This window comes from Solibacillus sp. GQ1, assembly GCF_059758555.1.
Genome location: NZ_JCAXEX010000002.1, coordinates 205,891 through 228,975, shown reverse-complemented (window position 1 = coordinate 228,975; position 23,085 = coordinate 205,891). Strand labels below are relative to the sequence as shown.

Annotated in this window: 24 protein-coding genes; 4 read left to right on the top strand and 20 right to left on the bottom strand. The window is 40.4% G+C overall.

Annotated elements, in window-relative coordinates:
- The first annotated feature begins 41 nt into the window (after positions 1-41).
- A complete protein-coding gene (locus tag AC6CH1_RS13505) occupies positions 42-323 on the top strand; it encodes a CC/Se motif family (seleno)protein (protein ID WP_251690186.1) in 282 nt (93 codons plus the stop codon).
- Here AC6CH1_RS13505 and AC6CH1_RS13500 read toward each other — a convergent pair.
- The 6 genes from AC6CH1_RS13500 to AC6CH1_RS13475 form a co-directional block, all read right to left on the bottom strand.
- Positions 320-940: an NAD(P)-dependent oxidoreductase gene (locus AC6CH1_RS13500; RefSeq protein WP_498317982.1), complete on the bottom strand. Its 621-nt coding sequence runs from the start codon at positions 938-940 to the stop codon at positions 320-322. The genes AC6CH1_RS13505 and AC6CH1_RS13500 overlap by 4 nt on opposite strands.
- Before the next feature lie 102 nt (positions 941-1,042).
- Positions 1,043-1,357 (bottom strand): LURP-one-related/scramblase family protein, encoded by a 315-nt coding sequence (locus AC6CH1_RS13495; RefSeq protein ID WP_251690188.1) that lies wholly within the window; start codon positions 1,355-1,357, stop codon positions 1,043-1,045.
- A gap of 92 nt (positions 1,358-1,449) precedes the next feature.
- Positions 1,450-2,274 (bottom strand): cupin domain-containing protein, encoded by an 825-nt coding sequence (locus AC6CH1_RS13490; RefSeq protein ID WP_498317980.1) that lies wholly within the window; start codon positions 2,272-2,274, stop codon positions 1,450-1,452.
- A gap of 87 nt (positions 2,275-2,361) precedes the next feature.
- Positions 2,362-2,577, bottom strand: a complete 216-nt coding sequence (locus AC6CH1_RS13485; RefSeq protein WP_251690190.1) for a phosphoglycerate mutase — start codon at positions 2,575-2,577, stop codon at positions 2,362-2,364.
- A gap of 83 nt (positions 2,578-2,660) precedes the next feature.
- Positions 2,661-3,836 carry an endonuclease gene (locus tag AC6CH1_RS13480; protein WP_498317978.1) on the bottom strand — a complete coding sequence of 392 codons (1,176 nt, stop codon included), beginning with the start codon at positions 3,834-3,836 and terminating at the stop codon, positions 2,661-2,663.
- Between the two features lie 225 nt (positions 3,837-4,061).
- Positions 4,062-4,634, bottom strand: a complete 573-nt coding sequence (locus tag AC6CH1_RS13475) for a TetR/AcrR family transcriptional regulator (protein WP_427712082.1) — start codon at positions 4,632-4,634, stop codon at positions 4,062-4,064.
- 148 nt (positions 4,635-4,782) lie between these two features.
- Here AC6CH1_RS13475 and AC6CH1_RS13470 point away from each other — a divergent pair, with 148 nt between their 5' ends.
- A complete protein-coding gene (locus AC6CH1_RS13470; protein WP_427712080.1) occupies positions 4,783-5,541 on the top strand; it encodes an SDR family oxidoreductase in 759 nt (252 codons plus the stop codon).
- A 74-nt stretch (positions 5,542-5,615) separates the two neighbouring features.
- Here AC6CH1_RS13470 and AC6CH1_RS13465 read toward each other — a convergent pair whose 3' ends face one another.
- Together AC6CH1_RS13465 and AC6CH1_RS13460 are read right to left on the bottom strand one after the other, a co-directional pair.
- Positions 5,616-6,104, bottom strand: a complete 489-nt coding sequence (locus tag AC6CH1_RS13465) for an LURP-one-related/scramblase family protein (protein WP_427712078.1) — start codon at positions 6,102-6,104, stop codon at positions 5,616-5,618.
- Positions 6,105-6,230: 126 nt separating this feature from the next.
- Positions 6,231-6,701 (bottom strand): peptide-methionine (S)-S-oxide reductase, encoded by a 471-nt coding sequence (locus AC6CH1_RS13460; protein ID WP_251690195.1) that lies wholly within the window; start codon positions 6,699-6,701, stop codon positions 6,231-6,233.
- Between the two features lie 158 nt (positions 6,702-6,859).
- Here AC6CH1_RS13460 and arr point away from each other — a divergent pair, with 158 nt between their 5' ends.
- A complete protein-coding gene (gene arr / locus AC6CH1_RS13455; protein ID WP_087617704.1) occupies positions 6,860-7,276 on the top strand; it encodes an NAD(+)--rifampin ADP-ribosyltransferase in 417 nt (138 codons plus the stop codon).
- Between the two features lie 51 nt (positions 7,277-7,327).
- On the opposite strand, the gene AC6CH1_RS13450 is transcribed toward arr, so the two are convergent.
- The 11 genes from AC6CH1_RS13450 to AC6CH1_RS13400 form a co-directional block, all read right to left on the bottom strand.
- The gene (locus AC6CH1_RS13450) at positions 7,328-8,968 is read right to left on the bottom strand and encodes a DNA/RNA helicase domain-containing protein (protein ID WP_498317975.1); all 1,641 of its coding nucleotides are present in this window, start codon (positions 8,966-8,968) and stop codon (positions 7,328-7,330) included.
- 63 nt (positions 8,969-9,031) lie between these two features.
- Positions 9,032-9,904, bottom strand: a complete 873-nt coding sequence (locus AC6CH1_RS13445; RefSeq protein ID WP_498317974.1) for a nuclease-related domain-containing protein — start codon at positions 9,902-9,904, stop codon at positions 9,032-9,034.
- 140 nt (positions 9,905-10,044) lie between these two features.
- Entirely contained in the window at positions 10,045-10,773 is a 729-nt protein-coding gene (locus AC6CH1_RS13440) for an amino acid ABC transporter ATP-binding protein (protein WP_498317972.1), read from the bottom strand.
- The gene (locus tag AC6CH1_RS13435; protein WP_251690198.1) at positions 10,770-11,408 is read right to left on the bottom strand and encodes an amino acid ABC transporter permease; all 639 of its coding nucleotides are present in this window, start codon (positions 11,406-11,408) and stop codon (positions 10,770-10,772) included. The genes AC6CH1_RS13440 and AC6CH1_RS13435 overlap by 4 nt, the downstream gene beginning before the upstream one ends.
- A 51-nt stretch (positions 11,409-11,459) precedes the next feature.
- Positions 11,460-12,239, bottom strand: coding sequence for a transporter substrate-binding domain-containing protein (locus tag AC6CH1_RS13430; RefSeq protein WP_251690199.1), 780 nt, complete (start codon positions 12,237-12,239; stop codon positions 11,460-11,462).
- Between the two features lie 298 nt (positions 12,240-12,537).
- Complete coding sequence (locus tag AC6CH1_RS13425) at positions 12,538-13,851, bottom strand: CitMHS family transporter (RefSeq protein ID WP_251690200.1); 1,314 nt, start codon at positions 13,849-13,851, stop codon at positions 12,538-12,540.
- Positions 13,852-13,945: 94 nt separating this feature from the next.
- Complete coding sequence (locus AC6CH1_RS13420) at positions 13,946-14,641, bottom strand: response regulator (RefSeq protein WP_498317970.1); 696 nt, start codon at positions 14,639-14,641, stop codon at positions 13,946-13,948.
- Positions 14,642-14,645: 4 nt separating this feature from the next.
- Positions 14,646-16,202 carry an ATP-binding protein gene (locus AC6CH1_RS13415; protein ID WP_251690202.1) on the bottom strand — a complete coding sequence of 519 codons (1,557 nt, stop codon included), beginning with the start codon at positions 16,200-16,202 and terminating at the stop codon, positions 14,646-14,648.
- Between the two features lie 136 nt (positions 16,203-16,338).
- Positions 16,339-18,384 carry a catalase gene (locus tag AC6CH1_RS13410; RefSeq protein WP_498317968.1) on the bottom strand — a complete coding sequence of 682 codons (2,046 nt, stop codon included), beginning with the start codon at positions 18,382-18,384 and terminating at the stop codon, positions 16,339-16,341.
- 221 nt (positions 18,385-18,605) lie between these two features.
- On the bottom strand, positions 18,606-19,448 hold the full coding sequence (locus AC6CH1_RS13405) for a hypothetical protein (protein WP_498317966.1): 843 nt from the start codon (positions 19,446-19,448) through the stop codon (positions 18,606-18,608).
- Between the two features lie 192 nt (positions 19,449-19,640).
- Positions 19,641-21,704 carry a choice-of-anchor I family protein gene (locus tag AC6CH1_RS13400; protein ID WP_498317964.1) on the bottom strand — a complete coding sequence of 688 codons (2,064 nt, stop codon included), beginning with the start codon at positions 21,702-21,704 and terminating at the stop codon, positions 19,641-19,643.
- 431 nt (positions 21,705-22,135) lie between these two features.
- Here AC6CH1_RS13400 and AC6CH1_RS13395 point away from each other — a divergent pair, with 431 nt between their 5' ends.
- Positions 22,136-22,438 carry a YunC family protein gene (locus AC6CH1_RS13395; protein WP_065216841.1) on the top strand — a complete coding sequence of 101 codons (303 nt, stop codon included), beginning with the start codon at positions 22,136-22,138 and terminating at the stop codon, positions 22,436-22,438.
- A gap of 119 nt (positions 22,439-22,557) precedes the next feature.
- Here AC6CH1_RS13395 and AC6CH1_RS13390 read toward each other — a convergent pair whose 3' ends face one another.
- Complete coding sequence (locus tag AC6CH1_RS13390; protein ID WP_008405307.1) at positions 22,558-22,869, bottom strand: hypothetical protein; 312 nt, start codon at positions 22,867-22,869, stop codon at positions 22,558-22,560.
- Positions 22,870-23,085: the final 216 nt, after the last annotated feature.

Here is a 23,085-nt window from a genome sequence, read left to right as displayed (position 1 = left end):
CGGTGATATTAGAACTTTTCTAAGAAAGCGAGGAACCCTTCATGCAAATCGAACTCGATACAAATACGAAAAAATGGATGCAGTCAAAAGGCAAGCCGGTTTCTGTAAAAACCATTTCGGTGAACGCCTGCTGTGCACCACCTGTCCAGGAATTGATGACTCATCTAGGAAAGCCGAAAGATGTGCATAACTATCAGGAAATCAAAATCGATAACCTGTCCATTTTCATTGAGAAGCATCTTTCACATAATGAGAAAATCACACTGAAGCTTACAGGCATCGGTATTTTCAAAATGATTTCGGCAAAGTTAGGGAGCAATTAGTAAGCGATTCCCACACGCGCTTTTATAAATTCGTTGCTTTGCAGTAAGCTGTAGGTAAAATCCGCTGTATCCGGAACTGAAATTTGGCTGCCGTCTACCGGTAGAAAATCTCGTTCTATCCGGTAGTTCCCGAGCCTCTTTCCGTCTGGCAAATATGTAGAACAGACAATTGTCCAGTCAAGGTTGGACTGCTGCAGTAACTCGTACACTTTATGGTGTTCTTCGGCAGCACGGGTTAACTTCCGCTTTGATTCGCTTGACTGATAGCGCAGCAGTTCCGGGCTGACCCGGCTTTGCAGTATGCCGGCAGTACCGATCGTGATGATTCGTTTGATGCCTTCTTGTTCCATCGCATCAATAAATAGCGGCATACTTTCGGTTAAAGTCGTTCCCCCATCTGTATTCAGTGCACTTAACACTACATCCACCCCATACATCGCCCGCGCAACATCTTCTTTCTTCAGCACATTCCCTTGAATAACTGTTAAATTTTCATGCTGATTTTCAATTTTGTCCGGTGTACGAACGAGAGCTGTTACATGATGGCCGTCCTTAAGCGCATTCATAACCAAATGACTTCCAACTCGACCTGTTCCGCCTAAAATTAATAGATTCATGAGTAAAACCTTCTTTCATATATGAATGAGCTTAAACAAATAAACAGTCGGCCCCGGATATCGGTCCCAACTGTCTAAATGGAATTAGTGCTGTGTAATTAATTACCCTTCAATATAATTTGCTTCCAGGCCGCGCGCTACTTCCTTCGTTTTATCCATAACTGCCCGGTGTGCCGCCGCAACATACAGCTCGTTTTCGTAAAAACGGAACGGTATTTCCTGGCTTTCATATTGCCACATGAAGAAGTGGCCGTTAATTTTCATATTGACACCGTCTTGTGTGACACTATAGAAATCTCGGTATTCGAAATCCGGTTTTGTCGCAAAGAAGTTTAGGCATTCCTGTAAGCTGAGCGTAGGATTCCCTTCCTGATCATGACGTGTAATTTTATATCGTGGATTCATTCGTGTATTCATTAAAAATCTCCTTTAATAACCATCTATCGTTTCATTATAGTTGGTTATGTTAGTTAAGGCAAAAGAGATCGTTCAGGTTCCTTAACGCTTCACTACATATTTTTACTTTGCTGCAGAAGTTTAGACTTCCCGGACCGTTCCCACTCTTCCACTGTCTCATATGCTTCTTTCGGAGAGTATCCTTTTCCTACTAGAACGCCCATAAGAATAAATTCCTGAAGAATATGAGTAGTGTTTATCCCTCTTTGAAAATCTTCTAATCCTTCTTTCACTAAAAATTCAGTATGTCGTATCCATTCATCCGGCGTCTTCCCAGAAATAACAGGGAATTCATTGCTGTGACCTCCGCCTTCTTTCATAGACATTGCTGCAGCTTTCGTAGGGTGAACCGTTCCGAATGGATGGTTCGGCGGAGCGTAGATAGAATATAGTTTTAGTGGGACATTACCGGTATTTGTTAAGTTATGCCATGTTCCGGCAGGGATGAAAATGGCAAAGTCATCCTGGACATTTCTTCTGAAGTCTAATCGATCTTTATTTTTGCCCATTTGAGTTACCCCTTGCCCTTGCTCTATCCGTAAAAATTGATCGACATTCGGATGCATCTCCAGTCCAATATCTTCTCCCGGCTCCAGACTCATTAATGTGAGCTGCAAATGCTTCCCAGTCCATAAAGCCGTACGATACGTATTGTTTTGCTTCGATGCCTCGTTAATATTGATGACAAATGGGGTCGCTCCATAATCCTTTAACATCATTCCATTATTCCCATCGGAAACAGGAGAGGGATTTAATTGATTTATAGAAATAGCCCCATACGGGTATGTCCAGTAAGTCGGGGTTCCAACATAATTATACGGCGAAGAATTCATATAATATGGTGCTTGATATGGATACCCGTAAGATTGATAATACATTTATTTCATTCCCTTCACAGAATCATCGTATTATCATATGCGACAGTTTTAAAAACGCCTATTATAGAATATAGTTACCTGTCCCTTTTATAGCTTTGTATCATAATTTATGTTCATTTTAAGTTTGTTTAAATCTTTATCAATTTTGGAAATTAATCTATGTAACTCTTCATTTTCAGAAGGGGTAAAGGTTTCGCCATTGCGTTCCCTTAAAATCACCGCTTGATTAATGAGTCTTAAACATGTTTTAATCAGTGCCAAATCCTTTTCGATTGCCTCTTTACTTATGTCTATTTCGCCCATTTATAACACTCCCTTCCATAAATTATATATCAGGAAGCACAAAAATACTCCCCTTTGCTTAAAGGAGAGTGTTTTTTCATATTTTATTCCCAAATAGCGGATGCCCACTCAGGATGATCGATAAATGGATTACGGTTATGCTGGTAATCGGTATATATAATTTCATTTCTTGTACGTTCAAAATTGTCGACCGGGTCTTGTTTATGCCATTGGAGCAGTACTGAAAGTTTCCCGTGATAAGGCGCCGTGCCGTTATTTACTTTATTATTTAATTCCAAATCTACTTCTCCGCTGTCCCCTTCATAGCGAACCGCCATATAAAACAGCATACGGGCAACATCACCTTTTACGCTGTCTCTTGGCTCCCATGAATCAGAATCATAGTAGTTGCCCGATGCTTCTGAATGCTCGTTCCCGCCATTGTCAAAGTCAAGATTGCTTCGCGTACCGTTGACACTGACATCGGTTGGACGCAAGTGATGCAAGTCAGTTCCTGCACCCATCGATGTGCCAAAGCCACCATGCGATTTTGCCCAAACATGTTCACGGTTCCAGTCATTCACGTTCCCGCCGTTTGTAAATTTGCTTTGGGAGCGGCCTGTATAAAGAAGGATGACGTTATTCGAATTGTTCGGATCTTCATCTGTTTCGCGAAGAGCTGTCCATACATTGGAATACGAAATTTCGGTATGGTCATCTATAATATTATGCAAAGCCGATTTTAAAGCTGTGCCGGTCTTCCCTATAGCTGCATCATAATAGGCACCCGTTGAAGGATTTGGTGTCGGAATCGGCTCAGGATCGGCAGGACTTCCCCCCACTATTTCAAATGCTGTACTATTTTTCAATCCAGGATGAGAAAAGTATGCGGACAAGGCACCCGTGATTTTTACGCTTTTCCCCATTAATGAAGGATTTGATTTTAATCCGTAAGAAGAGCGGAAAGAAGTTGGAATCTGTACATAGATCATGTTAGCGGTATTCGTTTCATTCGCATTGTCCGCTATAGCCAATGCATAGTCACTCGGAAAACTGCCTGTAAGGACCGTCGTTGTTGATGTAGGTTGTCCCACCACATAACCTTGAACTGTTTTTGTGGAGTTGTTTTGATTGCTGATTGCCTGAGATACGGAGTAAGGTGTCGACCATGACCCGTCGCCAGCTGCTGCATTTGTAACAGTAGATTGAAGAGGCTGAATTAAAATGAAAACAATAAGTACCCAAGAAAACAGTAGAGTTACATTTCGATTTTTAACCATTTTTCTCCTCCTAGTTATGCAATTTAAGTTCAATCAGCAAACGCCAACCAACTCCTCTTTATATTATCATAAAATTATTAATATTCCGTTAATTTTTGAAGTAAAATCGTTAAATTATTTAATTACTTGTTAAGAATGTGATGGAGTTATTTTAGGCACGCCAATAAAGCAAAAAGGCTAGAAAATGAAATAGTCCACTACTCCATTTTCTAGCGATTATAAACTTCATTTAAGCGATTGCCGGAATTTCACAATTTCCACAAGGCGATTGTTCATCATATCAACGGAGTCTTCAAAGTTATTCAAGTACCATTGAATGAGTAATCCGATAATGGCATTTGCATTGTAGGCATGCAAATATTTCTTTAACTCATGTTCATGCTTTACATAATCGGTCTCATCCATCAGCTTGCAAATTTCATCAAAGAGCATGTAATAATATTTCATCGACACATCTTCAGATAATACAATTTTGTAAAAATCCTCGTATTTTTTTACGTGGTCGAAAATCTTTACGGAATTCGGGTTTAAGTTCATTCCGCTGACGGTTAGTTCCAACCCTTCTTTAAATGGCTCATCATATGAAATTTGTAAATCCAGCATAATTTCTTCGAACAATTCCTGAAGTACATCGTCAACACTTTGATAATGAAAATAAAACGTCCCGCGATTAATCGTCGCTTCTTTACAAAGCTCGGTAATTTTAATTTGGGGCAATGACTTTTCCTTCAATAATAAAAGTAATGCTTTATGTATTGTTTTTTTCGTTTTGATAACACGAAGATCATTTTTATTCATGGCGACCTCCTTTATTGTACAATTCTATCAAATCTGTTGGATATCGTACAACACGAAGGTTTTTTGCTGATTGAAAACGCTTTAATTTGTGTATTATAATTTTATTGTACAGATGTATAATAATTATATTTCAGGAGGATGATTTCAAATGAAATTACAAGGTAAAGTAGCAATCGTAACTGGTGCAGCTTCTGGTATGGGGAAAGCAATCGCTGAACTTTATGCAAAAGAAGGCGCAAAAGTTGTCGTTTCAGATTATAACGGTGAAGGTGCAAAAACAGTAGCAGACGCAATTGTGGCAGCTGGCGGACAAGCAATCGCAAACAAGGCAAACGTAGCAGAATTAGCTGACATCGAGCGCATGTTTGAAGAAGCTAAAGCAGCTTACGGTCAATTAGATATTTTAGTAAACAACGCTGGAATCATGGACGGCATGGAGCCAGTCGGTGAAATTACAGATGAGAAATGGGATCGTGTTTTCTCAGTAAATACAATGGGTGTAATGCGTGCTATGCGTATCGCAACGAACCTCTTCCTTGAACAAGGTCACGGTGTTATCGTAAACAACATCTCAGCTGGCGGTTTACGTGGTGCTCGTGCTGGTGCAGCTTATACTGCTTCGAAACATGCAGTTGCTGGTTTAACGAAAAACACAGGTTATATGTACGCTAACTCTGGCATCCGTTGTAACGGTATCGCACCAGGTGGCGTAATGACAAACATTCAATCATCAATGACAGGTGTTTCTGAGTTCGGATACAGCCGTCAATCTACTGGTCAAGGCACAATGCCTCGTGCTGGTCAACCGGAAGAAATCGCTAAGCTTGCATTATTCCTAGGTTCTGATGATTCAAGCTTCATCAATGGACAAGTCATTGCTGCTGATGCAGGTTGGACTGCATACTAATTTTCATGTAGCTGATAGATTAAATAGAGAGACAAAATCTTAGATCACTCGATTTTGTCTCTCTTTTTCTTGCTTTAAACAGACGCCGCTGCATCCTGATCAGCTTTCACACAATCGATTGCAATAACAATAGCAATGATGATTTTTTCCATGTCATCCTTCAGTACTTCTACCTTGTAGCTATCCCCCCATGTAAACCATTCCTTGCTTACTTGCCCGATGACTTCCCCATGCTGTTTTACTGCAAATTGCATATCCCACCAGTTCCCCTCAATTTCCACCCCAACTGCATCCACCGAATAGCGTGCCTTGAAAAGCGAGAGCTCCTTCTGGATTGTCAATACCTCTTGTCCTTCGACTTCCACATAAAATTTTGGCAGCAAGCTGAGCACCTTTTTCGTAATTAGCGCGACTTCATTTCTTGCTGTATCCATAATCGAGTACGTTTTCGGTATTTGCATAAAACTTCCTTCCACAAAATATACATCATTTTCGTGCTGATCCATTACCGTAAATTTTCCGCTAAGACTGAAAACCTTTTGTTTAATATAGAGCTGTTTCATTCAAAATACCTCCTTTAGTTAATACCTTTACGATTAAATGAGAAAAAAAGATTCAATCGCTAAAATGTTGATGCGACTAATAAAAATGAACCTTCCATCTCAAACTTGACTGGAAGGTTCACTTTTTCATTTATATTTCGTTAATAACGCTTCAGGAATATGGCAGTAATCATCCGGACATCTTGTTAACCGGTCCTGATGCTCTTCCGCACTTCTCACATAGTTAGTGAGCGGCAGCACTTCCACAACAATCCGGTCAGCATCCGGTCTCGCTGTAATATATGCTTTTGCATCAATCAAGTGTGCTTCGTTTTCGCTATAGACACCCGTTCGGTATTTCTCGCCTACATCCTCGCCTTGTTTGTTCACACTGTACGGATCGATGATTTCAAAAAAGTACCCCATTAATTCGCGCATCGATACAACATTCGGGTCAAACTCGGTTTTAACACACTCGGCATACCCATCATAATCGCCGTCCAGAGTGGTTGTCGTTCCGTTTGCTCTTCCGGCTTCAGTAAATGTTACACCAGGCAATGTTTTCATAAATGCCTGTACACCCCATAAACACCCACCTGCAAAATATACAGTTTCCATCTCGGTCACTCCCCTATGTAAACTAGTCCTTTGTGCTATGTATGTCGATCTTTCATTCTCTCTACTATTAGTATACCATTTCAGGCTATTTATTTTTAGACTACTCTTTTAAAATTTCCGTACTATACTGATAATACAAAACGAAAGGGGTGTGTCCTATGAAAGATCAAACAGATGTCCTCGATCGGGGTCCTTTTTTTCATGGTACGAAAGCAGAACTAAATATCGGAGATTTATTGGAGCCTCTTCACTTATCCAATTATCAGGATAAGAAATCGAACTATATTTACTTTACCGCAACATTGGAAGCTGCAAAATGGGGTGCCGAATTGGCAAGATCAACAGCAAAAGAGCGAATTTATATTGTTGAACCATTAGGTGAATTCGAAAATGACCCGAACGTTACGGACAAAAGATTCCCAGGTAACCCAACACGCTCATATCGTTCGAAATCTCCTTTGAAAATAGTCGCCGAATTAGGTTGTTGGGAGCGCCATTCCGATGAAGTCATCAATCATATGCTGGCATCTTTAAAGAAATTAAGTGAAGAAGGGAAAAATGTAATTTACGATTAAACCGGTAAAAAGCCAGGTACACAATATGCTCTTGTGTGTACCTGACTTTGATTACTTACTGTCTCGATGTTGATCGGCTAACAACTTATTTCGTAATGCTTCATCACTTGCATAAATGTAAAGCCCTTTAATCCCGCGCTTCATTAAAATATTAATCGAGTTCAGCACAATCTTTTCCTTCGCTTCGTTCACATCGGCAATGCCTTCCGTGCCTGAGTAGGCCCCTTTATCCATATACTTGCTCGGGTCAATGACTATTTCGTCTTGGGCTTCGTCATATTGAACAGACGGTCCTAGTACAACACCTACGTAATTTAAATCAAACCCTTGAATCGTATAGATCGAGCCGGCTTCATGCACCGTTTCAGGCTTTTCCGCCCATGTATATTTCGTACTTGTCGTATTCCAAGGCATTTTGTATGCGCCGTTTGATTCGTTTACATAATACGTCCCGCCATCTTTTTTATGCAAGTAATCAAATGTTGAGACGACCCGGCTCAAGCCAAATTCACTGTTGCGCATCTTTATTGCATCATGCATATCCTTCATCGTTTCGAACACTTTGAATTCATAATTTTCATCATGAGGCAGCGGAAGCAGCTTTTTATTTTTGAAGGCATTAATCCAATTAATGACATCATCATTTGCCTGCATCCGGAACTGGTTCGTTAACTGGTATTCTTCAGTGTACGTACTTTGCTTCTTTAATTGTTCAAGTGTTGCCGCACCCCATAGACTCTTCAGTTTGAGCACCTGATTTTGGTCGTAAATGATGACGACGACTTTCGCTAACTTTAATAGTTCCTCCAAGTGATTATTGCCGTGGAAGTTATTATACGTATCCGGCTTTGTCAACAATAAATGCGCTTCATCCACAAAAATGATGTCCGCCTTTTTATTGTCTCTTTGCAGCGAATTGACTAAAGGTGTCGGCTTTGCAAAGTTTTTCGCTTTTAAATGCTTTACCTGTTTCGCAATCCCTTTATAGGTCTTGAACATTTCTTCGTGATTCACGACCAGATAGTTTTCTGTTTGATAAAGCGGTGACGAAGCTTCTTCCGCCCGTTCCTGAATCGTGTTGAAAATCGAGCTTAACACAACGCTTTTCCCGACACCCGCTTCACCTTCAATGACGAGTAAACTGCCGTATTCTTCAGGATTGGCACTTACTTGTTTCTCACAAAATTCGAGTACCTTTTCTTTCAGTTCAAGCTGCTCGAACGATAGTTCTTTAAACGGCGACAATTTAAAAATGTCTTTATTTTCAATGACATGCAGTTCATGATCGACCAGCTTTTGCTCGTGCAGCCTCTGCCAGATTTCTTTAAACAATTCTTGATCGTAATACGGCTTGTCGTAATAATTGTGTGTAAAATCGCTCGCCGTTTTACTTTTGTTTTGCAGCGTATATTTTTCATCACCAAGAAAATAATTAATCAGCTTCGTTTCCAGATGGAAGGTTGCCGAACGGTTGAATTTTTCATGCTTGATGAGGTTAATCTGACTGACGTTTTTACGGGCAGTTAAATGAGCTTTCATCCGGCTTTTAAAGTACACCGTCTCCCCAATATAAGCTTCTTTATTGCCATTTAACACGTAGATGACCGGGTAGTTCAGATAGTGTTCATTGTTATTAATCTGATTGATGCTTTCTTGCTTGAACGGCCAGGACAGTATTTCAATTGCTGACAAATTGCCACCTTCTTTGTTTTAAATCGTTGCTAATTATTAGTTACATATTAGCATACAGGATGATCATAAATCCCTCGTAAACCGGCACTTCGGAAAACCCTGACAGCCATAAAATGACCCGTGCTTGCCATTACGCACTACCAAGTTACTACCGCATTTCGGACAAGCAGCATCTGTAGAAACATGAATAGGCTCAACGATTACCGGTCCTGCAGTAACGGGCTCCGCCTTTACTTTAATCACTTTTTTCTTTGCAGGTTTGGCAATTTCTTTCACGTATTCTAGATGGCGCTTTTTAATCTCCTTCTTTTGCTGCTTTGTATCAGGAACAAGTGCATGTAGCAACTGCGAAATCCTGCTAAGTTGTTCACCTGATATTTCATTTATCGTAAATTGATTAATTGTTCGTTTTAAATGTTTTGTTTGAAGAACATGTGCTTCATGAAAAGGTTCATTAAATTTAAATGTTGCCGCATTCGAAAAAACGATTATTGAATGCAGTGGTACATCCATATTTAAGTAGTGCTGCAATGCTTTAATATGCGCTTTATTTTGCACGACCGGATTATAGAAACGTGACTTTTTCTTATAGATTGTTTGCGTCCAGTTTCTTTGACTTTCACTACCAAAGATCCACCCTGTATAATTTTTCGTTTCGATTACAAAAATGCCATTTGGCGAAAGTAATACATGATCGATCTGTGTCATTTCTCCATTCTTTTTTGGGACATACAAATTATTGTAAATCTTAACGTCCTCCCCTAAACTTTCCAGTATTTTGCGAATACGCCGTTCCCCAACATATCCTTTCAGCTGTGGTAAATAAGCATTAGAAACGAGTGAAGTTACTACAATAAAACCGATTGCTACATAAGTGTTCACCTTTAACAAAATTACTAATACCAATATGTATGAAAGTAAACCGAAAACTAACATTTCCTTCCCCCTTAAAAAGTCCTACTCTAAGTAGTTAGACATATATCATATCATCCAGTTTTTTACAACAAAATCAACAAATCATTGCAAACAAAAAACCGGTCCGTACAAATTTTGTACGAACCGGCTTATATCACTGTCTATAATACTTTTCCTAAAAACGCTTTTGTTCTTTCTTCTTGCGGTGTTTCAAACAACGCTTTAGGTTTGTTTTCTTCAACGATGTAACCGCCATCCATAAAAATAACACGGTCCGCTACTTCTTTCGCAAAGCCCATCTCATGCGTTACGACAATCATCGTCATACCTTCTCTTGCCAAGTCTTTCATAACATCAAGAACATCCCCTACCATTTCAGGGTCAAGTGCACTCGTTGGTTCATCAAATAACATGATTTTTGGTTGCATAGCAAGTGCACGGGCAATTGCCACACGCTGTTGTTGTCCACCTGATAACTCAGAAGGATATGCATTGGCTTTCTCTACTAAACCAACTTTTTTCAACAGTTCCATTGCCCGCTCTTTAGCTTGGTCTTTCGTTAAGCCTTTTAATTTTAGCGGTGCATATGTGATATTTTGCAATACTGTTTTATGCGGAAATAAATTAAACTGTTGGAAAACCATTCCTACTTCTTGTCTAATTTGATTTAAGTTTGCATTTTTAGCGGAAATCGCATGACCGTTTACAATGACATCTCCGCCTGAAATTTCTTCAAGGCGATTCAAGCAACGTAAAAAGGTACTTTTTCCTGAACCTGATGGCCCAATAACACAGACAACTTCTTTTTCTTTAATTTCTGTAGAAATATCTTTTAAAACTTCTAGTATCCCAAATGATTTTTTAAGATTTTTTACGGTAATAATGCTCATCGCAGGGCCATTCTCCTTTCGAGGTAATTACTTAACAATGTTAACGCATATAAAATCACAAAGTAGATTGCACCAACAGTTAACCAAATTTCAAACGCCGCAAAGGTAGCAGAAGCCTGTATGTCTCCTTTTTGCGTTAAGTCAGCTATACCGATAACAGATAATAGCGATGTATCTTTCAAACTAATAATTGCTTGGTTCGTAAATGTAGGAAGCATTCTTCTAAGTGCTTGTGGCATAATTATGTCCTTCATCGTCTGAGCCCCTGAAAGACCTAGTGAACGTGCTGCTTCTGTTTGTCCTTTATCAATTGATTGAATTCCCGCACGGATAATTTCAGAGAAATAAGCTCCGGCGTTCAATGAAATCGCAAGGATCCCCGCTGTAATATTATCCATCGGAATAAACTTTGTTACACCGAAGTAGATGAAGAATAATTGTACAATGATTGGTGTACAACGGATAATATTAACAAAGACTTTTGCAATGATATTTAAAATTGTTAATGGTGCCAATCGGAACAATGCTACGATAAGACCGATAGCAAACCCTAATACAATAGCAATAACAAAGATGTAAAGGGTCATCTTCAACCCTTCCAGTAAATAAGGTAACGCAGCGATTGCTACTTCCATATGTATTTCACTCCTCTTAAAAATAAGCACGCTATATGCGTGCTTACCGTTTTATTCAGCTAAATAATTGTCTAGAATTTCTTGATACTTTCCGCTTTCTTTCAAGTTTTCTAGACCAGTATTAATTTTTTCAAGAACCTCTTCGTTTTTACCTTTTAATACACCAATTCCATATTTGTCATCATTTAAACGGTCACCAACAATTTTTAATGGTAAATCTTGTTGTGCGATTGCATATGAGATAACTGGGTAATCTTCAAATAATGCTACAGAATTTCCGTTTTGTACTTCTAAGAACATTGATGGGCTATCATCAAATTGAATCATTTCAAATCCAATTTCTTGTGCAATCGAAGTCGCATAGTTTGCGCCAACTGTTCCTTTTTTTACTGCTACGCGTTTTCCTTTTAAATCTTCTACAGATTGAATATCTGTATTTGCTTCACTTACAATAAGAGATACCCCTGCATCGAAGTACGGCTCAGTGAAATCAACGACATTTTTACGTTCTTCTGTGATACTCATTCCACCCATAGCTACATCTAATTGCCCTGCTTGTAATGCTGGAATAATCCCCTTGAAGTCCATTGCTTTTAATTCAACTTCAAAACCTTGATCTTCACCAATTGCTTCGATTAATTCCACATCAATCCCAACATATTTACCATCTTTTTCGAATTCAAATGGTGGGTATGTAACATCAATACCTACTGTATACACTTCTTTGTCTGAATCAGTTGATGATGATTTTTTTTCTGTTTCTTCTCCACCGCACGCTGCTAATAACAATGCTGGTACGAGTAATAGACTTGCTAATAGATTCTTTTTCATGAATTTTCCCCTTTTATTGTATATTTAGATATTTCTAAATTCAGTTTATTATTAAAAAACTGCCATTACAAGCTTTTTCGTTCTATTTTCCTTTGTTATATCATTATTTTGCTAGTTTTAGATACTTTTCTGCAATAAAATTCTATTTATCAGAAAATTTTTTCTGTTTATTTAAAATTATTATTATTTTGATTGAGCGCCATCTTAGAGAAGGATGCAGTGAAAACTAACACACCACCAACGCCAATCTATCAAAAAAGAAGCCCCCTATTAAAGGGAGCTTCTTTTTTGTTGCTATCTATATTTGTACCACACCAATTAAAACCGCAATGATCAGTAGGGTAATACTTAATCCCCACATCCAGAAGAATGAGAACTTCAAGTGTTTGCCCATTTCCAGACCTGATAGTCCAAGTGCCAACCATACTGCTGGTGCAAGTGGTGATACGAATGTGCCTACGATGTTACCGATGATCATCGCATACGCTGTCGATAATGAATCGATGCCGTACGTTAAACCGATCTGGTCAACAACCGGGAACAATGCGAAGTAGTATGCATCCGTACTTAACAGCAAGTCAAACGGTACACCAAGTACCCCGATAATAATATGTAAGTACTGTGCTAAAAAGCTTGGTAAAATATTTACGGCATTATTGGCAATGGCCGTTAACATGCCTGTCCCGTTTAAAATCCCTAAAAACAGACCTGCTGCAATAATGATTGAAGCCATTGTCAACGCGTTCGATGCATGTGCCTGAATACGTCCCATCTGCTCTTTCGGTGTACGGTAGTTTAATGGTAAAGCGATTGCGACACCGATCAGGAACGCTAAGCCCGCTGGTAAAAGTCCTGACATTAATACAGCAAGAACAACAATTGCTAAAATCGCATTTGCCCAAATAAGTTTTGGACGTTTCAATGTTTCATCCGTTTCAGCATTTAAAATACTATTGCTTAAATCAAATTTTAACGTTTCTCCTGTTTGCGCTCGTTTCGCAATCAGGCGTTTTTCACGGAAGCCCATAAAGATCGCAAGTAACAGCATCAGCACAACACCGATGATTTGAATTTTAATTAACGGATGCCATAGCTCTGTTACATCTGTTTCTAGAACGGATGCAACACGCCCTAATGGCCCGCCCCATGGAATCATATTGATAATCGCCGCAGAACCGCCGACTAATAGTAAAAGTAAATACGGGTTCATCCCAAGTCGAACATATAGCGGCAATAATGCCGTAATCGAAATTAAGAATGTGGAAGCACCTGAACCGTCAAGCTGTGCAATAACCGCGACAATTACCGTAACGATTGCAACAAGCACGACATTCCCTTTTGACAGCGCTACCATTTTATTGATAATTGGTTCGAATAACCCGACATCCTGCATAATCCCGAAGAAGATAATCGCAAAAATAAACATGATGGCAACACTGATTACAGAACTGATTCCATCATTGAAAAATACCCCTAAATCATCGAACGAATAGCCTGCAACAAACATCGCCACTACTGGTGGAATAACCATTGCGACAATTGGTGATACACGTCCGCTAATTAACAGCACAACGATAACTAAAATCGTAATAATACCAATAATACTTAACATTCAACAACCCCCATTGCTTAGAATTCTTATAATCTTATGACAATTCTATGTTAGGAGGAAGAATGTGCTCATTTATTTAATAAAAACAATAAAGCTAATTTTGTTCATAAGTTTCACGGAGGACATAATTCCGTTCTGGACGCCCGACTGTTCCGTAAAGAAGTTTTGTCTCCAGTATATTCATTTCCACTAAGTATTCCAAATAGCGGCGTGCTGTGGAGCGGCTCGTGCCGATTACTTCACTCAGCTGTGTCGCCGTCAATGTCGTGAACTTTTGCTCCTTAAATAAGTGAATGACCTGTTCGAGCGTAAAGGTATCGATCCCTTTTGGCAGTGCCTTTTCAGTCGCCGTCGAATGATTTTTCCGGTAAAACAACGTATCCAAATCTTGCTGCGATAAATGTGTTTTCTTTTGCAAAGCCGATTGTATGAGATGAAACTGCTGGAATGATTTTTGCAGTCGTGCTTCATCAAACGGTTTTACAATATAGTCGAATACCCCATATGCATACAATGCTTCCACATGTGCACGCTCGGCCGCTGCCGTCACCATAATGATGCGGACTTCCGGGAAATGTGATCTTACATACGCAACGAGTTCATAACCTGTAACATCCGGAATATATAAATCCATCAACAGAGCGGCAGGAGGTGTGTTATGCAGGATCGCTTCCTTTAATGAGGCCCCCGTTAGAAATTGCTGTACTTGTGCACCCGGCTGTATCGCTTTAATATAGTCTGCATGAATCGCCGCAATGCGAAAATCGTCTTCCAGTAACCATATATCCATTGAATCACTTCCTTTGTAAAATGATTAAAAAGCAGGCCCCGCCTATATCGCTTTCTTCTATTAACAGTGAGCCGCCGACTTTTTCAAGTGCCTGTTCACTGATCGCCAGACCGTACCCCCGATCATAGCCGTCCTTTGTCGTAAACCCGAGAGTAAATATGTGATTTGCCGTTTCTTCATCGATTCCCGGCCCATTGTCATGCACCTCAATAATCAGCTCATGACGATATTGATGAATAAAAAGCTTAATTTGCTTGTCCGTTATGTTTGTCTGATCCAAAGCATCCATTGCGTTTTGAAGGACATTCCCTAGCGATGTTAATAATGCGTCCACTTCTTCATCATTATAATCGATTAAAACATCCTCGGTTTCGATCGTAATCGTAATACCGCGCTCTTTCGCTTCCGATATTTTCCCTTCGAGTAACGCCTGCAGCAATATCGAAGGCTGTGTTGCAAGTGCCTGTTGCTGTTTCGTAGAATCTTGCTGCTCCTGCCTGATAAATGCAATCGCTTCATCAATATGGGCTTGCTTCAACAAGCCAAGGATAACGTGCAGCTTATTCGCAAATTCATGTGTTTTTGCCCGCTGCATCCGCGCCTGCTGCTTCACCAATGTCAGCTCATTAATGACCGTTTCATATTCAAGCTTAGCCCGTAAAATATATAAATAGCCGAGCTGCTCCTCATGTTTCAATGGCGTTTTGGTAATAATCATCTCTTGCTGCTGCAACGGAATTTCCAGAGCCCGAATCACGTCTTCTTTAAAAAGCCGTTCGGGAAGTAGCGTATGTAATGAGATCCCTTCTGTCAGGGATGAGATGAGTTCCTTCGCACGTGTATTAGCAATCACCACTTCATTATTCAGTGTCGTTAAGATCACACCATCCGTTGTTTCCTCAAGTATTGTATGATACGCCGAATAGAGCTTCGCAATTTGCGCCGGCTGCATACCGAGCAACTGTTCCTTTACATAAAGCGAGATTAGCACCGCACAGACAATCCCGAAAACCGCGAGCAGGAGCGTGATCTGAAGCCAACCGAAAAAGGCAGTATCAATCGTCTTTTGTATATCTTTCGTTAAAAATCCGACCGAAACAACCCCGACAACATTGCCGTCAACTAAAACTGGGACTTTTCCGCGGATCGATTCTCCCATTGAACCCGTCGTTACCGAAACAATGGACTCTTTGTTAATCAGCGCTGAATCATTATCCCCGCCGACCATCGACTGGCCAATCTTTTCAGTGATCGGATGGGTGTAGCGAATCCCTTGCTCATTCCCTATCACGACGAAACTCGCTCCGGTCTGCATTCGTATATCCTCTGCAATCGGCTGAAGAATGGAAGACGGATTTTCCGCAGAAAATGCATTGACTATATCCGGCCGCTCAGCAATCAAGTATGCACTCGTTAACGCCTTTTCTCCCATCTCCTCCAGTACCGATTCATCCAGATAGTGATTGATCAACAACAAAAACAGCACACAAATTGTGAATATGATTCCGCTGATGGTGATAAGAAGACGGGTTGTTAATGATTGTTTTACGCGGGTTATCATGGGACGATCCTCCTTTTGAGCGGTGTTATTATTAGTTTAACATGTAGAATGATCTCGTTTAACAGGATTCAGATGAAACCACCGCAAAAAAACACGTAAAACCTTTTATGAGTAGGGTTTTACGTGTTTTTAATAACTATGCTAATTTCCGATACCAGAACCGTTGGGCTGCTATCGCTTGTATGAATTGGGTTGCGAACTCCTGCATATCTGTTCCTGTTATGACACCCGGCTGACCTAAAATCTGATTTACACGCAGCCATTCAATACCCGCACCCGTCGCACCAATTGGCTTGTAATGTGAATAGGCTTCATCGATGAAGTAGGCCGCATCCTTGTTGAACATGACGTTTGTGTTACTTCCCCTTACCATATAAACAGCATCAAACAGCACGGATTTTGCAGTTAGGAAGGTGTTTTCGGCTTTTACGACCACTCCGTCTGTTCCGTATACCATCCCAATATGTTCGCTAATAATTTCCGGAACAATGCCTTGGTTAATCAATTGATGGAGCACGTAATTAACTTCCGGACCATTGAATCCCTCTGTCAAAATGACCGCTACTTTCCGTGTTTGTACGGATTTCACTGTATTTTCCTGACTGAGTGCCGGGGAGGACTTCGTTACCGCCGAACCGCCCCTTGCAGGAGGTTGTGACCCGATATTTATTGCAAAGGCGGTTGCTAGTTCCATATCTACATTGGCGAACATATTCACTACCTGCTGTTTAACAGATTCACTTTTCACTTTACTTAGTTCAAAACTGAACGCTTCAATGATATGCATTTTTTCAGGTGGGCTCATACTGTTCCAGAAAAGTGTCGCTTGTGAAAAATGATCGGCAAAACTTTCGCTTCGAGCCCGGATTTTTACTCCGTCCACTCTTTCCTGATAAGTGGCATATCCGCCTTTGTCCGGACTTACAGGTGACGGCGTGTTCCCGGCTAATGAATTTCGGTGATAACTCACTTTCCCAAGATTAATCGTCTGTCGGTGGAAGCCTTCCCGCTGATTGTTATGGAATGGAACAACCGGTCTGTTAATCGGGATCTCATGGAAGTTAGGTCCGCCCAGACGAAGTAATTGTGTATCTAAATACGAAAATAGCCGTCCTTGTAATAATGGATCATTTGTAAAATCGATCCCTGGCACGACATTCCCCAAATGGAAAGCAACCTGTTCTGTTTCCGAAAAGAAATTATCTACATTCCGATTTAACGTCATCTTTCCGATAATATTTACAGGAATGTCTTCTTCCGGCCAAATCTTTGTCGCGTCAAGGATGTCAAACCCGAGGCTGAATTCGTCCTCTTCCGCAAGAATCTGAACACCTAGTTCGAATTCAGGGAAAAAGCCGTTTTCAATCGCACCCCATAAGTCATTGCGGTGAAAATCCGGATCAATGCCCGCCAGTTTACGGGCCTCGTCCCATACTAAAGAATGCGTTCCCAATAAAGGCTTCCAATGGAATTTTACGAAATGTGCTTTTCCTTCCTCATTGACGAGACGAAACGTATGCACACCAAATCCTTCCATCATCCGGAAACTACGTGGGATGGCGCGGTCTGACATGATCCACATGATCATATGGGCAGATTCCTGGTTATTCGCGACAAAATCCCAAAACGTATCATGGGCAGTAGAGGCTTGCGGTATGTCATTATCAGGCTCCGGCTTAAATGCATGTACAAGATCCGGGAATTTTATGGCATCTTGGATGAAAAAGACTGGAATATTGTTGCCAACTAAATCATAATTCCCTTCCTCGGTATAGAATTTCGTTGCAAATCCTCTCGCATCACGTACGGTATCGGCAGAACCACGGGAACCATTGACAGTGGAAAAACGAACAAATACAGGCGTCTTTCTAGATGTATCCTGAAGGAATTTCGCTCTTGTATAATTTTTCATGTTTTTATATAACTGAAATTCACCGTGAACAACGAAGCCACGTGCATGGACAACGCGTTCTGGAATTCGTTCATGGTCAAAATGCGTTAGTTTTTCTCGGAAATGAAAATCCTCGAGTAAAGTTGGCCCCCTCACGCCTGCTTTTAATGAGAATTCATCCTCCGACACTTTTAACCCTTGATTCGTTGTAAGATCTTTTCCCCTGTCATCTGTTCGGAAAATATCTAATTGTTCGTCCTTGCTGTTCTTGCGGTCATTTTGCTCATCCATCCAATATCCCTCCTCAACATTAAATGGTATGAGTCCATGGAATAATTTATGTAAAGTCCTATATGTATTTGCGAATAGCATAATAGTAAGGAGAAAAGAATTAGAACTATCGTAAAGGTCCTCTTAAAAATAAATAAAGGACAATCCCAACACCTGGGATTGTCCTCTACATTTTAGTTCATTCTTTCACGAGAAAATTCATCATATAATTTCAGCCTGCGCTATTGCCTCAAATCTTGCCAGCTTTGCACATAGTGGATAGCTACTCCGCTAAAATAACGATTTTTAGCATAATGACCCGCCACTTGGTTGAGTACTTGGTTCATCTTGATTTCACCTTCATCGGCAAATGTTATATAAGGCTCATCTGGAAACGGCATTGTTTCAACACCAATCACAACCGGTGTTTGATACTTCTTTGCATAACTCATTTCATTTTTTGTAATGCTCTTTAGTGCGGCAACTGTATTGCGATAGGCCATTATGGAGACGCCGTCTGTATTCGCAATCATCCACTCTGCCAAGTTGCCTTCACCAAATTGGTTATAATATAGCACTTCATCATACCAGAATGGGATGTCCGTCTCTAACCTTAAATCTGTACAGCGTACTTTATAGAGGGCGTGTTGTATTAATTCTTGATACTGACTGACTGCAAGGTTTCGATTCTGTTCCCATAATGCAGATAAATAAGGCTCTACATCTAAATGGACTGCTGTGAATTTCGATGCAGGATATTCCTGATGGTATTGACTGATCCATGCCCATAACGCATCAAAATTTGCTGTATTCCAATAAGGACCTCCATCCAGTGCCTGCACTTCAATATTTGCTTCGCGCATCCTGTTAATAAAGGCTGCGTACACATCATTCGGTATTGCCGGGTCAATCTGCAAATAAACGGTCGTTACTTCTTTATCTATTAGAAACTGGATCGTTTGCTCATCTGTAATCGTATGGGTGTGCCAAAGCCAGGTTGATTTTGTATTATTTTGCTGTGCATGTGCTTCATCCAATATAAAAATGACTCCTAACATCATAAAAGCAGCGAATAGTTTTTTCATTTACATTCCCCATGTTCATTCGTAGTTGTTATTTTTAGTATAAATCATTGCACTTGTTTGGAGAAAGTATATTTTAAGAATTCTGTGAACTCGGAATCTACATTTCCAGCCATCCTTCAGTTCTATCATGCGAATTTGAAAAAAAGTAAAGCTCGATGCGTTTTCGTCGCAGCGAGCTTATTTTTCCGAATCTTATTTCAGCAATTTATCCAAAACAACAGCCGCCTGCGCCCGTGTTAACGATTGCTTCGGATTGAACTCATTATCAATTCCTGTCATAATGCCCGCCGCTTTCAGAGAGGCAACGGCTTCCTTTGCATGCGCGGAAATATCCATATCGTCCGTATAGACAGGCGCTTCAGCTGCTGTAATCTGTCCTGCCGCCTTCAACGCATTGTAGACCGCTACGGCGAATTCTTCACGCGTAATTGGTTTTGCTGCGCCGAATACTTTGTTGTTTAATGGACTGATGAACTGATTTTCCACTGCCCATGAAACAGCTACTTGTGTTACAGGTGCTTTCACGTCATTGAAATTCGTAACATCACTTCCCGGTGTACCTGCTAAACGGTGGAGTACCAATGCGGCATGTGAACGGCTAAACGGCTTGTTCGGTGCGAACGTTGTCTCATTTACCCCTTTAAATAAACCGCGCTTTGTTACGTTTGCAATAGCATCTTTATCCGGATGATTTTCAACATCTTTAAATGCGATCGGAACGTCCATTACATTCAACACCGTTACCGTACCACTCACTTCATGACCGACGATTAGCTGCGGCTTGTCATCCTTCGTAATAATAGCCATTCCTTCTGGTGAAACATCACCTTTAATATCATCCGAGAAGTCACGTAAGTTCAGATAGTCTACAAATTTTGCACTTGCCGGGTTAGTAATGTTGTACATCATGACACCACCGATGCGCTCCAGTCCAATGTATGCAAAGATTTCATCACCTACTTTGCCGATCTTTACATCTTCCGGCTCGGGTCCTTTTTTGCCGCTGCGACTATCAAGTTTTACGTTCGTATTACTTGCGTTGAAATGTTCAGGATGGTGCTGTGCTGTCATTGTTTCAAAATCACTGCCGCTATCGAACACGACATCCATCGTCTCTGCATCAAAAATCGCAAACGAACGTGCACCGAAAATATAGTCCTGCCCTTCTACAAAACCTTCGTAGCCAGACGTATCATATGTTACGATTTCTTCTTCCGTTTCGATTTCATTCAAATGGAAGTTTTCGCTGTCTTCCTCACCCCACTCGCGTCCATCGCCTTCATTGGCCGTGACGAGATAATCTTTGCCGTTAATCGAGACGGCCGCCATTCCATCCGGCATATAGATTCCGAAATAGTTTTCATTTTTAATATCAATTTTGCCGTCTTTCAATAAATCGATTTCATTGCCAGGCTTGCTGTGGTCTTTGAAGCCAAGACCTTTTACAGACACCACTTCATTTAATGTTAAATCAATAGTGGCAACGGCATTGTTTTCCTGTAACGCTACATATGCTTTTGTGCTCGCTTCATTAACTGCTATGTATTCTGGCTCTAAATCATCAGAAGGGTTCGTATTTTTCTTTAATATTACATTGTCTGCCACAAGCTCAGCGCGCTTTTCAGGTGTATCGAATGCATCGAAGAAAAGCGTCTCTTCTGTTAAAACGTCATAGCCGTTTGCTGTATCAATTACAGAAATGCTGCCTTTCGGGTCCACAATATCCTTGCCATAACCTTCACGCGGTTCACCTTCATTTGCCGTTAAAAGCTTCGTCCCGTCTGTTGTGAATGTAATGTTATCCGGTTGACTGCCTACTTTTGTAGCGCCAAGAAGCTTCCCTTCACCAGTGAGTATCACGGCATAACCGTCAGTATTGTAGCCTTTTGCCTGTACAGACACCGCAATCACATTTTCTTTCGGATGCACCGTAATACTTGTTAAGTCCCCGTATTCAAAAGTTTGGTCGAATGAGGCAATCGTTTTCGCGATATCAATCGAAAGGAAAGGCTTTAAATTCATTGCTTCGTCTTTTGTATAGTTGAGTGAGATTGCTTCGATTTTTTTCGTTTCGCCATTTACGACATATGTTGCATGTGAGTGCGGGTTATACGCAACGATTTCCGTTGTACCGCCATCTTCATTTTGAACACCTGAATCATAGCGGGCATCCAAACTTAATGCTGCTTCTGCGACAATGGCAGGTGTAGTGACCGTCGCTCCAATAAGTGCAGCAGCTAATAATTTCCTAGACATAGACAACATTCCACCTTTACATTTTTTCTAAGTGTAAAGGTGGAATGTTAAGGTCATATGAAGGATTTGTTAGAGTTTGTAAGTATTGTTGTGCTGGGTGAAATGAAAGACCGAGGAAAGTAGAAAGTTCCGGGTTGAAAGTAGAACAGATCGGGGCGAAAGTAGAATTCTGTGCCTTGAATGTAGAACGAAAGCTAGGAAAAGTAGAACAACTTGGCTCAAAAGAGGAATGGTTCGGGAATATTAGAAAACTCCGGTTTGAAAGTAGAACAGTTCGGCCAGAAAGTAGAACTTGGCACCTTGAATGTAGAACGAAAGCTGGCGAAAGTGGAAAAAGCTGCTCTTTTAAAATACCTTACTTAAATTTTCCACAAAAACAAGTACCATTTTTCAATTCTTTCATATGATTTATATGAAAGGGGGAGAAGGTTATCGTCTATACGGAAACGATTGATCTTCAAGGTCATTTATTTACTGCGGTAACGGTTCAATTACCTAAAACAACCTTGCTAACGATTTCGAATGAGCATGGGTACATTATGTGTGGTGCACTCGATGTTGGCCTGTTAAATGAAAAGTTGGCCGATCGCAAAATCATTGCGGGTCGTGCAGTAGGTGTTCGAACGATCGATGACTTACTAAAAGCGCCACTGGAATCTGTCACATACGAAGCGAGAGCGTACGGCATTGAAGAAGGCATGATTGGCGAAGAAGCTTTATTAAAAATGATTTAGTTACATTGTAAGTTCTCAGGTGATGAGCTCCACCCCAAAAAAAGTTCCATGCAAAAAACCGCTCTTTCAATTTCTTGAAAAAGCGGTCTATCTATTTTTATTGACGTGATTACGTACAATTAGATTGCTTTATTATAATAGGAAGCTTTTGACCCTTTACTTCTTTTCACAGCTAGAAGCTCTTCTAATTTTTGAATATATTCACGGTCTGCCGATATTCTTGTAAGGCTTGTTAATAAATATGGTCTTAATCCGGAATTGATTTTTTGGCAACGCGCAAGATTGATCAAATACTTGGCCATCTTAAATGACTTTAAGTGCGTATGTCCATTTTTAAATTCCTTCTTCGTATTGACGACCATAAATTCCTGCTTTCGCCCTTTATAAAAAGGAATAATAATAAACTCATCTTTTTTGAAAATTTGATTCATATTATCCTCATCCTTTTCTCGAATATATTCAAAAACGACCTTTCACATACGGAGAAATAGTGATCACCCCGTTCCTTTTAATGCCCCTCCCGCCTCTCCTTTTTATTGGTCTTACGTTTCCATACCCTATTTACCGCTTACTTTATTCCATGGTTGAATAAAAAAGCACTTTTTTAGGTATTATTAACAGTTCGGATATGTTTTTACATTTAATTA

What these genes read in the sequence shown, in the direction of transcription:
- AC6CH1_RS13505 (WP_251690186.1), top strand. Translation starts at nt 42, where the DNA reads ATGCAAATCGAACTCGATACAAATACGAAAAAATGGATGCAGTCAAAA.
- AC6CH1_RS13500 (WP_498317982.1), bottom strand. Translation starts at nt 940, where the DNA reads ATGAATCTATTAATTTTAGGCGGAACAGGTCGAGTTGGAAGTCATTTG.
- AC6CH1_RS13495 (WP_251690188.1), bottom strand. Translation starts at nt 1,357, where the DNA reads ATGAATACACGAATGAATCCACGATATAAAATTACACGTCATGATCAG.
- AC6CH1_RS13490 (WP_498317980.1), bottom strand. Translation starts at nt 2,274, where the DNA reads ATGTATTATCAATCTTACGGGTATCCATATCAAGCACCATATTATATG.
- AC6CH1_RS13485 (WP_251690190.1), bottom strand. Translation starts at nt 2,577, where the DNA reads ATGGGCGAAATAGACATAAGTAAAGAGGCAATCGAAAAGGATTTGGCA.
- AC6CH1_RS13480 (WP_498317978.1), bottom strand. Translation starts at nt 3,836, where the DNA reads ATGGTTAAAAATCGAAATGTAACTCTACTGTTTTCTTGGGTACTTATT.
- AC6CH1_RS13475 (WP_427712082.1), bottom strand. Translation starts at nt 4,634, where the DNA reads ATGAATAAAAATGATCTTCGTGTTATCAAAACGAAAAAAACAATACAT.
- AC6CH1_RS13470 (WP_427712080.1), top strand. Translation starts at nt 4,783, where the DNA reads ATGAAATTACAAGGTAAAGTAGCAATCGTAACTGGTGCAGCTTCTGGT.
- AC6CH1_RS13465 (WP_427712078.1), bottom strand. Translation starts at nt 6,104, where the DNA reads ATGAAACAGCTCTATATTAAACAAAAGGTTTTCAGTCTTAGCGGAAAA.
- AC6CH1_RS13460 (WP_251690195.1), bottom strand. Translation starts at nt 6,701, where the DNA reads ATGGAAACTGTATATTTTGCAGGTGGGTGTTTATGGGGTGTACAGGCA.
- arr (WP_087617704.1), top strand. Translation starts at nt 6,860, where the DNA reads ATGAAAGATCAAACAGATGTCCTCGATCGGGGTCCTTTTTTTCATGGT.
- AC6CH1_RS13445 (WP_498317974.1), bottom strand. Translation starts at nt 9,904, where the DNA reads ATGTTAGTTTTCGGTTTACTTTCATACATATTGGTATTAGTAATTTTG.
- AC6CH1_RS13440 (WP_498317972.1), bottom strand. Translation starts at nt 10,773, where the DNA reads ATGAGCATTATTACCGTAAAAAATCTTAAAAAATCATTTGGGATACTA.
- AC6CH1_RS13435 (WP_251690198.1), bottom strand. Translation starts at nt 11,408, where the DNA reads ATGGAAGTAGCAATCGCTGCGTTACCTTATTTACTGGAAGGGTTGAAG.
- AC6CH1_RS13430 (WP_251690199.1), bottom strand. Translation starts at nt 12,239, where the DNA reads ATGAAAAAGAATCTATTAGCAAGTCTATTACTCGTACCAGCATTGTTA.
- AC6CH1_RS13425 (WP_251690200.1), bottom strand. Translation starts at nt 13,851, where the DNA reads ATGTTAAGTATTATTGGTATTATTACGATTTTAGTTATCGTTGTGCTG.
- AC6CH1_RS13420 (WP_498317970.1), bottom strand. Translation starts at nt 14,641, where the DNA reads ATGGATATATGGTTACTGGAAGACGATTTTCGCATTGCGGCGATTCAT.
- AC6CH1_RS13415 (WP_251690202.1), bottom strand. Translation starts at nt 16,202, where the DNA reads ATGATAACCCGCGTAAAACAATCATTAACAACCCGTCTTCTTATCACC.
- AC6CH1_RS13410 (WP_498317968.1), bottom strand. Translation starts at nt 18,384, where the DNA reads ATGGATGAGCAAAATGACCGCAAGAACAGCAAGGACGAACAATTAGAT.
- AC6CH1_RS13405 (WP_498317966.1), bottom strand. Translation starts at nt 19,448, where the DNA reads ATGAAAAAACTATTCGCTGCTTTTATGATGTTAGGAGTCATTTTTATA.
- AC6CH1_RS13400 (WP_498317964.1), bottom strand. Translation starts at nt 21,704, where the DNA reads ATGTCTAGGAAATTATTAGCTGCTGCACTTATTGGAGCGACGGTCACT.
- AC6CH1_RS13390 (WP_008405307.1), bottom strand. Translation starts at nt 22,869, where the DNA reads ATGAATCAAATTTTCAAAAAAGATGAGTTTATTATTATTCCTTTTTAT.